This window comes from Propionivibrio pelophilus DSM 12018 (genome assembly GCF_059569095.1).
Window position 1 is genome coordinate 1 of record NZ_JCANUT010000094.1, and the last position, 6,578, is coordinate 6,578.

7 protein-coding genes are annotated in these 6,578 nt (G+C 53.9%); 5 read left to right on the plus strand and 2 right to left on the minus strand.

The features are described from left to right. Positions 1 to 371: 371 nt before the first annotated feature. The 4 genes from BO74_RS20260 (at position 372) to BO74_RS20275 (ending at position 4,030) form a co-directional block, all read left to right on the plus strand. On the plus strand, positions 372 to 1,451 hold the full coding sequence (locus BO74_RS20260; protein WP_496445070.1) for a tyrosine-type recombinase/integrase: 1,080 nt from the start codon (positions 372 to 374) through the stop codon (positions 1,449 to 1,451). Next, positions 1,451 to 1,855, plus strand: a complete 405-nt coding sequence (locus tag BO74_RS20265) for a helix-turn-helix domain-containing protein (RefSeq protein WP_496445072.1) — start codon at positions 1,451 to 1,453, stop codon at positions 1,853 to 1,855. Before BO74_RS20260 ends, BO74_RS20265 begins: the two co-directional genes overlap by 1 nt. Before the next feature lie 704 nt (positions 1,856 to 2,559). Then, on the plus strand, positions 2,560 to 3,684 hold the full coding sequence (locus BO74_RS20270) for a site-specific integrase (RefSeq protein WP_496445074.1): 1,125 nt from the start codon (positions 2,560 to 2,562) through the stop codon (positions 3,682 to 3,684). Positions 3,685 to 3,688: 4 nt separating this feature from the next. Beyond that, the gene (locus BO74_RS20275; RefSeq protein WP_496445076.1) at positions 3,689 to 4,030 is read left to right on the plus strand and encodes a GIY-YIG nuclease family protein; all 342 of its coding nucleotides are present in this window, start codon (positions 3,689 to 3,691) and stop codon (positions 4,028 to 4,030) included. 47 nt (positions 4,031 to 4,077) lie between these two features. Here BO74_RS20275 and BO74_RS20280 read toward each other — a convergent pair whose 3' ends face one another. Together BO74_RS20280 and BO74_RS20285 are read right to left on the minus strand one after the other, a co-directional pair. Further along, positions 4,078 to 4,764: a hypothetical protein gene (locus BO74_RS20280; protein ID WP_496445078.1), complete on the minus strand. Its 687-nt coding sequence runs from the start codon at positions 4,762 to 4,764 to the stop codon at positions 4,078 to 4,080. Between the two features lie 122 nt (positions 4,765 to 4,886). After that, a complete protein-coding gene (locus tag BO74_RS20285) occupies positions 4,887 to 5,486 on the minus strand; it encodes a hypothetical protein (RefSeq protein ID WP_496445080.1) in 600 nt (199 codons plus the stop codon). Positions 5,487 to 5,706: 220 nt separating this feature from the next. Between BO74_RS20285 and BO74_RS20290 the strand changes: the two genes are divergently transcribed. Continuing rightward, positions 5,707 to 6,578, plus strand: an 872-nt coding sequence (locus BO74_RS20290) for an IS5 family transposase (protein WP_496445082.1), incomplete at its 3' end; no start/stop codon positions are given.

A 6,578-nucleotide genomic window follows, 5' to 3' on the forward strand; every position in this document is an offset into this window, starting at 1 on the left:
GAAGTTCCAATATTGCCAATAAGGCAACCAAGAACGCCGGAAGTTGGCTAACCCGCTGACTTAAAAGGATTCCCAAAAATCCCAATGTTACATCGCTTGCAGGATTCCTGCGAGTAACGTTCTCACTCTGGCAATTTGCACGGCCCTGCCAAAATCCTCGATATCGTTAATTATCAAATAGTTAGCAATAGTGATGAGCAAAACCAGATAAATACAAAAAATGCAGGAATATTGCATCGCTCGTCACATTCCGATATTATTCATCCCAATCCTGCATTTGTCGCAGGTCGCAAAATTGGAAATTCCAGTATTTTGCTACTCAGAGGGCGAGGAAAATGGCGATTTCAAACATAGTGCTAGCGGCAACTTCGATGACCGCGCACGCCTTGGCGCCAGAAGATGAGAAGCTATTCGATGACATCATCGATGCTTGGACTCGCCGCCGTGTTGGCTCGCTGCGTCACACAGAAAAAGCAGTCTCCCGTGACGTTGCCGTCGTGCGTGACTTCGCTGCGCATTCAGGCCTGCCTCCATGGCTCTGGAATGAAGATGTTTTCGACAACTGGTGTGATTACATCGGCCTGGAGCGCAAACTTGCCCGGGCCACCCAGCGGCATTACCAATCTTCGATCAGGACTTTTCTTGAGTACCTTTCTACCAACGTCAAGTTCAGGAACGATATTCGGCGGATTTATGGTGTCGAACCGCGCCAAATCTGTACCGAAGAAAACTGCATTCCCCATACCGTCGAAAACGAATCCGAAACTGAACGCCGAGCCTTCACGCACGAAGAAATTGAACGCTTCTTCGATGGGCTGCGCCGTGCATCCGTCGAGGCCGGCCGATTCCGTACCAAGGACTACAATCCTCTGCGTCGCGATCGAGCGCTATTTTTCACCCTCTATTCAGCTGGCCTTCGGATATCCGAGGGGCTTGGTCTCAATCTCACGTCCTTTGCTCCGAATCCAAACCTGCCCGATCTCGGGCAATACGGATTCATCAAAGTTTGGGGGAAGGGTAGCCGTGGAAGCGGGCCGCGCTTTCGTACCGTACCGGTGACCCACCCTGACTTTCCAAAACTAATCGACTGGTACATCACAAAGGTTCGTCCCGAATTCCTTCATCGAGCCGACCCCAATGAACAGGCACTCTTCCTGTCGGAACGGGGCACCCGTCTCAAAATCTCAAGTGCAGAAGCTCGATTCAAGGTCGCCACACGCAACAGCGGACTCGAAGGGGAAAATCTAACCCCGCATTGCTTGCGGCACTCCAGCGTTACTCACGAATCCTTGCGACTGAGCATGGAGGCGGTTCGTCGCAAGCACGGCCACAGTTCAGCCGCAGTCACTCAAGGATATATGCACGTTCCAGATGTCATGGTCGACGATGAAATCAGTGGTGTGGTCTCGCGTGAAATCGATGACGCACTCAATCCACAGGAGAAAAAGTAATGAGAGATACACCTTCGATCAAACTCGGTTGGCGCTTGCGTGTGCGGATGGCGGAAAACCGTATTCCCACTGCAACAGAACTCAAACGACGTCTTGATGCAATTGGCTATGAAATCACCAGTGCCCAGCTCTCTCGGATCGTGGATGAGCGACCAGCACAAGTGAAGACGGCTTTACTGGAAGCCTTGCTCCAGGTTCTCGGTGGCACCCTTAACGATTTGTTGCCACTAGAGGGCTCCATCGAACAGGCGGCTACGCAAAAGGATGATGGGGTCGTTTCGGCACCACAACCTGCGCCAGAACCGCGGAAACGCAAGCCGGCCCGGCCAGCCGAACAGGCGGCCGATCCGGAAGACGCCGGCGGTCCCAAGATACGTCCGTTCGCCATTCCTCCGAAAAAATAACCTGACCACGCGGCATGGCGACACAAGCTCACATCCTTTGCGACGAATGCGGCCGGCCGATGGACAAGGCTCGCCTTATTCGCGACGGGAAGGCACTCTGCGACACCTGTAGCGCACGCGTTCCGTTCGCGCCATGCCGCGTATGTGGAAACAACACCCGAATGCTCGACGAGCAGGGACAAGCGCTATGTAAATCCTGCAAAACAAAGGATCGATCCTGTCTTCGCTGTGGAAAGCCATTGCCACATGCCAGCCTACTCGTTGAAGGTGGCGCTGTCTGCTGGCCTTGTTCTCGGCATTATCGTGAACCTGAAGCTTGCGAGCAATGTGGTCAGATGGAGTTGAGCCTAACGGGTATTGAGACCACATCCGGCCGCCGTAAGGTCTGTGGAAAATGCTGGCGCCGCCACAAGGGATATGCAAACTGCTCGGTTTGCCATAAGCACAGGCCCCCGGCTGGCATCACCGCCGAAGGGAAACCCATCTGCAAGGTTTGCCAGCAAGCCAATGGAATCCCGTTTGTCTGCCCGAAATGTGGCCAGGAAGGTATTCGGCACAGCAGCACCCGATGCCAAGTCTGTTACCAGCGAGATACCGCTCAGAAGCGCCTTGAGGAAGCGGCCGTCCTAATTCAGCACACGTGGGCAAAAGATGCTTGGTTTGGATTTGGTGCAGCCATTCTTAAGGAGATGAGGCCAGAGAAGATGATGCTGCGTATCAACAACTACTACCTGTTATTCGCACGACTGGATCTGGCCTTTGCCAAACCTACTGAAATCACGCCGGTAGCCCTTCTGAAGGTCGTTGGCGGTCTGGATGGACTACGCCGCTTCGCTATCCCCTATGGCTATCTATTGAAACAAGGGATCATCCCTGAGTCCACGCGAAATTTGCTCGAAGATGAGGCCGAGTCACTCCGCCAGGAAGCCATGCTCACAGCGCTGGATGGCAAGTGGTACGCGCCGGTTCTGGCGCGCTACCGTCACCACCTGATGGCCATACGTGCCCGATACGACAGCCGGGGCTGGAAGGGCGAGAACTCCCGAATGAAAGCTCGCACGATCACGTCAAACCTGCGATCTGCCCGACGTTTTTGCGAAATGCTCGACTCGAAGGGTGTTCAAATGATTCAGCAAGCCACCCCTGAACTTCTGGATAGCTTTCTTGTGGAATATTCTGGTCTGGCTGCCTCAATCAGCGGTTTTGTACGGTTCCTGAACCGGAAGGAAAAGCTTTTCCAACGCCTGAGCTTGAAAGCAATTCCTCGGAATCTTCCAGAGGGGATTTTCCTGCCCAGAGAGAAATATTTAGGGCTACTTCGAGACTGGCTCTCTCCGGCTGATGATGTCCTTCGGGAGTCATTGATCGGGCTGTTCATGTTGCTCTATGCCCAAACGATCAAGCGTTGCATACGGATTCGGCTTGACGATCTGTCGCAAGGGCGTGACAAGCGCTTTCGGATTACTTTCGGCCGTGCTGAAATCCATCTTGATGCCCGAATCAGCGCGATCATGGAGCGCTATCTGAATCTACGGCGTACGCTGGCAGCACTGGACCATGCCGACGACAACCCCTATCTTTTCCCCGGCCGTCAATTTGGCAACCATCTCAACGCCACCACGGTATCAATTTGGTTGAAAAAGGCCGGCGTCCGGGCAGAACAGTTGTTCGCCACCGCAATTTACACGGCCTACCAAAATGGCCTACGGCTACCCAAGGTGCTGGTTCGCGCCTTCGGCATAACCGTCCCAACGGCAATCAAATATCTCAACATGCTTGATCCTCGGTTGGTCATGGAAATCGAGCGAAAACCTATGATTTCGGAATGATGCTATGACCAACGAGGCGACTTCCCGGAAAAACCCCTACACTACCGGTCAGCCTTGGTGGCTCTACATGCTGGAGTGCAAAGGCGGCGGAATCTACATCGGCATTGCTTTGGACGTTGACCACCGCTTTGAGCAGCACGCTTCTGGCAAAGGTGCAAAATACACGCGGCTCAATCCTCCGCTCAGAATAATCGTACGAACCCGGTTCGACTCACATAGGGCAGCAGCACAGGAGGAAGCGCGCTTGAAACGACTCAAGCCTCTCGAAAAGCGGCGCTGGGCAATCGCATTTGGTGGAAATTGGGAAGGCTCGACTGAGTTTTCCGATCAATCTCGTCGTACCTAACCACCAAATATGCTTGCTACGGCCAAGCGTTCGCTTGGCCGCTTTGCTCACTCGACCACGACCATATTGCGCAATTGGTGAGCACTTGCCTCATCTGCCAACGATATCAACACAACCTCACCTTCGAGGCGCTGCAATTGTTTGTTGGTCTTTGCGTTCGGCGCATCGTGAAGAACAACACATCTGGAAGCCTCAAGAATTCCATTGGCTATCAGCGTGTCGAAAACATAGCGCAAATCACTGACCTGTGCTGCCACATCGGCGGCCGATTTCCCCTGGAAACGCAGAAGCTTGATTCCCAGTGGGTTGGCGGTTTCCACGAAATAGGCCAACTGAACAAATTTTGGCTGTTCCGGGGATTGAATTTCCAGCTCGATGTTGCGATGGAAGGGTGCCCGGTACTCAATTTCTGAGCAGCCAATCAAATGCTCGACGATACTCAAAAAACTTGGCGGGCGCTTCGACAACTTCGGGGTCTCGACCAAGTTCTGAAATACGCGTGCCGCGACTGCGGAGATTGGCTCGTCAATTGGCGCACTAATCAGTATCGACTCACCGGCCCCGAAATACGAGCCTGACCGCTTTAGGCGAGCCAGTTCAAACTCAATATCGTTATCGGAAGTCGCCTCAGCCACCATGCTATGAAACCAACGGACCCACTCTCGATAAATCCATCCGGCGCCTTCGCCATGACCAAATGCTTTGCAAAAATAAGCTGTATCAATACTACCCACTGACTCACATCCCATCAGTCGAAGTTCAAATCGCCCCGCGTCACTAAGTAACACCCCGATATTTCGGGATTCTTGGGAGAAAATATTTCGCTGATAAGCAACTGGCCAACAGGTAAGCTCCCTCACCATGACCGCAATACCGCTTCAGCAGGAATGAGCTCCGACAAACGTCGAGCTCGCCGTGCCAACGCCCAAGCCAAGCTTCGCTGCGTCGTCGGCAGCACTGTTCGAAAGGGCTTTTCAAACATACAACAGCTCTCGATGAGATCGAGCGACAGGCTGGCAATCCTGGTCATCCAGCGCCTCAAATGACAGGACTCGACCTGTCCGAAGAATGGGTGAAACCTGACGATCGGATCATCCCCGTCAAGTCGGCTCAGGCTTTTATCATAATCCCCTTCGATATCGAGCAATGCCATTTGATGATCGAAGGCTCGAAACAACAAGGTATGCTCGCTCACCAACGCAGCTTTGACATTTCCACCACGATCCACATTACCGATCCAGTAATCGAAAGCAAGGATTGCAGCCGCCGCGTCAGGGTATCGACGCGCCACCTTCTGGTAGTCCGATTTGCGCATATCAGGCAGATCCAGACCGGGAAGTGCGACTTCCAGACTGGCGTACGCATAACCGTCGGTTGCAATCGTCAGCACTCCATCTGCGACCGGCATCCGCAAGGCTTGAGCAAGTCTGAGCGCAACGAACTCGTTGTAGACCAAGTGAGGGGATTCCTCGCAATCAAACTTGATTATCCCATGCAGCGTGCATGAAGCTGGCCGAGTAATTCCCTTCGCAGATCGTTTGGCTGGTTGAAGTTGATGGATGCGATAAGGGGTTGGCACGACAAACTTAGGGAAACACTGAATAAGTATTGAAGGAAGTGAACGATTCTTTTGTCATGAAGTCAGAGGAAGAGGATCGATCACGAGGATTTTGCTGATGAAACAGATGACACTGGCGGCGGCGAAGGGATTTGAGAAGCACAGTCGAGCGACGCGCAAGGCGGAGTTTCTGGCGCGCATGGAGAAGCTGATGCCGTGGTCCGAGTTCTGCGCGCTGATTGATCCCTTTTACCCGAAGGCTGGCAATGGACGGCCGCCGATTGGACTGGAACGCATGTTGCGCATGTACTGTGTCGCCAACTGGTTCAACCTGAGCGACGAAGCGTGCGAAGACGCCCTGTACGACGTGCCGGTATTCCGGGAGTTCTGCCGGATTGATCTGGGGCGGGAACGGGTGCCGGACGCCACGACGCTGCTCAATTTCCGTCACCTGCTTGAACAACACCATCTGGGCGCCATGCTGTTTGCCAAGGTCGGCGAACTGTTGCTGGCCAATGGGATGAAGCTCTCGGGCGGGACGATTGTTGATGCCACACTGATTGCTGCACCGCCCTCGACCAAGAATCAGGACAAAGCACGTGATCCCGAGATGCACCAAGCCAAGAAAGGCAACGACTGGCACTTCGGAATGAAACTGCACATCGGTGCTGACAGCAAGAGCGGCTTGGTCCATCGTGCCAGCGTGACCGCTGCCAATGTCCATGACAGCCATGAAGTGCCAAATCTGTTGCATGGGCAGGAGACCCGGTTCTACGGCGACAGCGCCTACCGGGGCAAGGAACAACGGGAACGGCTCAGGAAACTGGCCCCCAAGGCCAAAGACTTTACCAACAAGCGAGCCTACAAAAACCGGCCGCTGACCGAGGCCGACAAAGCGACGAACCGGCGCAAGTCCAGTGTGCGCGCCAAGGTCGAACATCCGTTCCTCGTGCTCAAGCGTCTCTGGGGCTTTGCCAAAGTGCGCTATCG

Coding starts and splice junctions, on each gene's coding strand:
- BO74_RS20260 (WP_496445070.1), top strand. CDS start 372: ATGACCGCGCACGCCTTGGCGCCAGAAGATGAGAAGCTATTCGATGAC.
- BO74_RS20265 (WP_496445072.1), top strand. CDS start 1,451: ATGAGAGATACACCTTCGATCAAACTCGGTTGGCGCTTGCGTGTGCGG.
- BO74_RS20270 (WP_496445074.1), top strand. CDS start 2,560: ATGATGCTGCGTATCAACAACTACTACCTGTTATTCGCACGACTGGAT.
- BO74_RS20275 (WP_496445076.1), top strand. CDS start 3,689: ATGACCAACGAGGCGACTTCCCGGAAAAACCCCTACACTACCGGTCAG.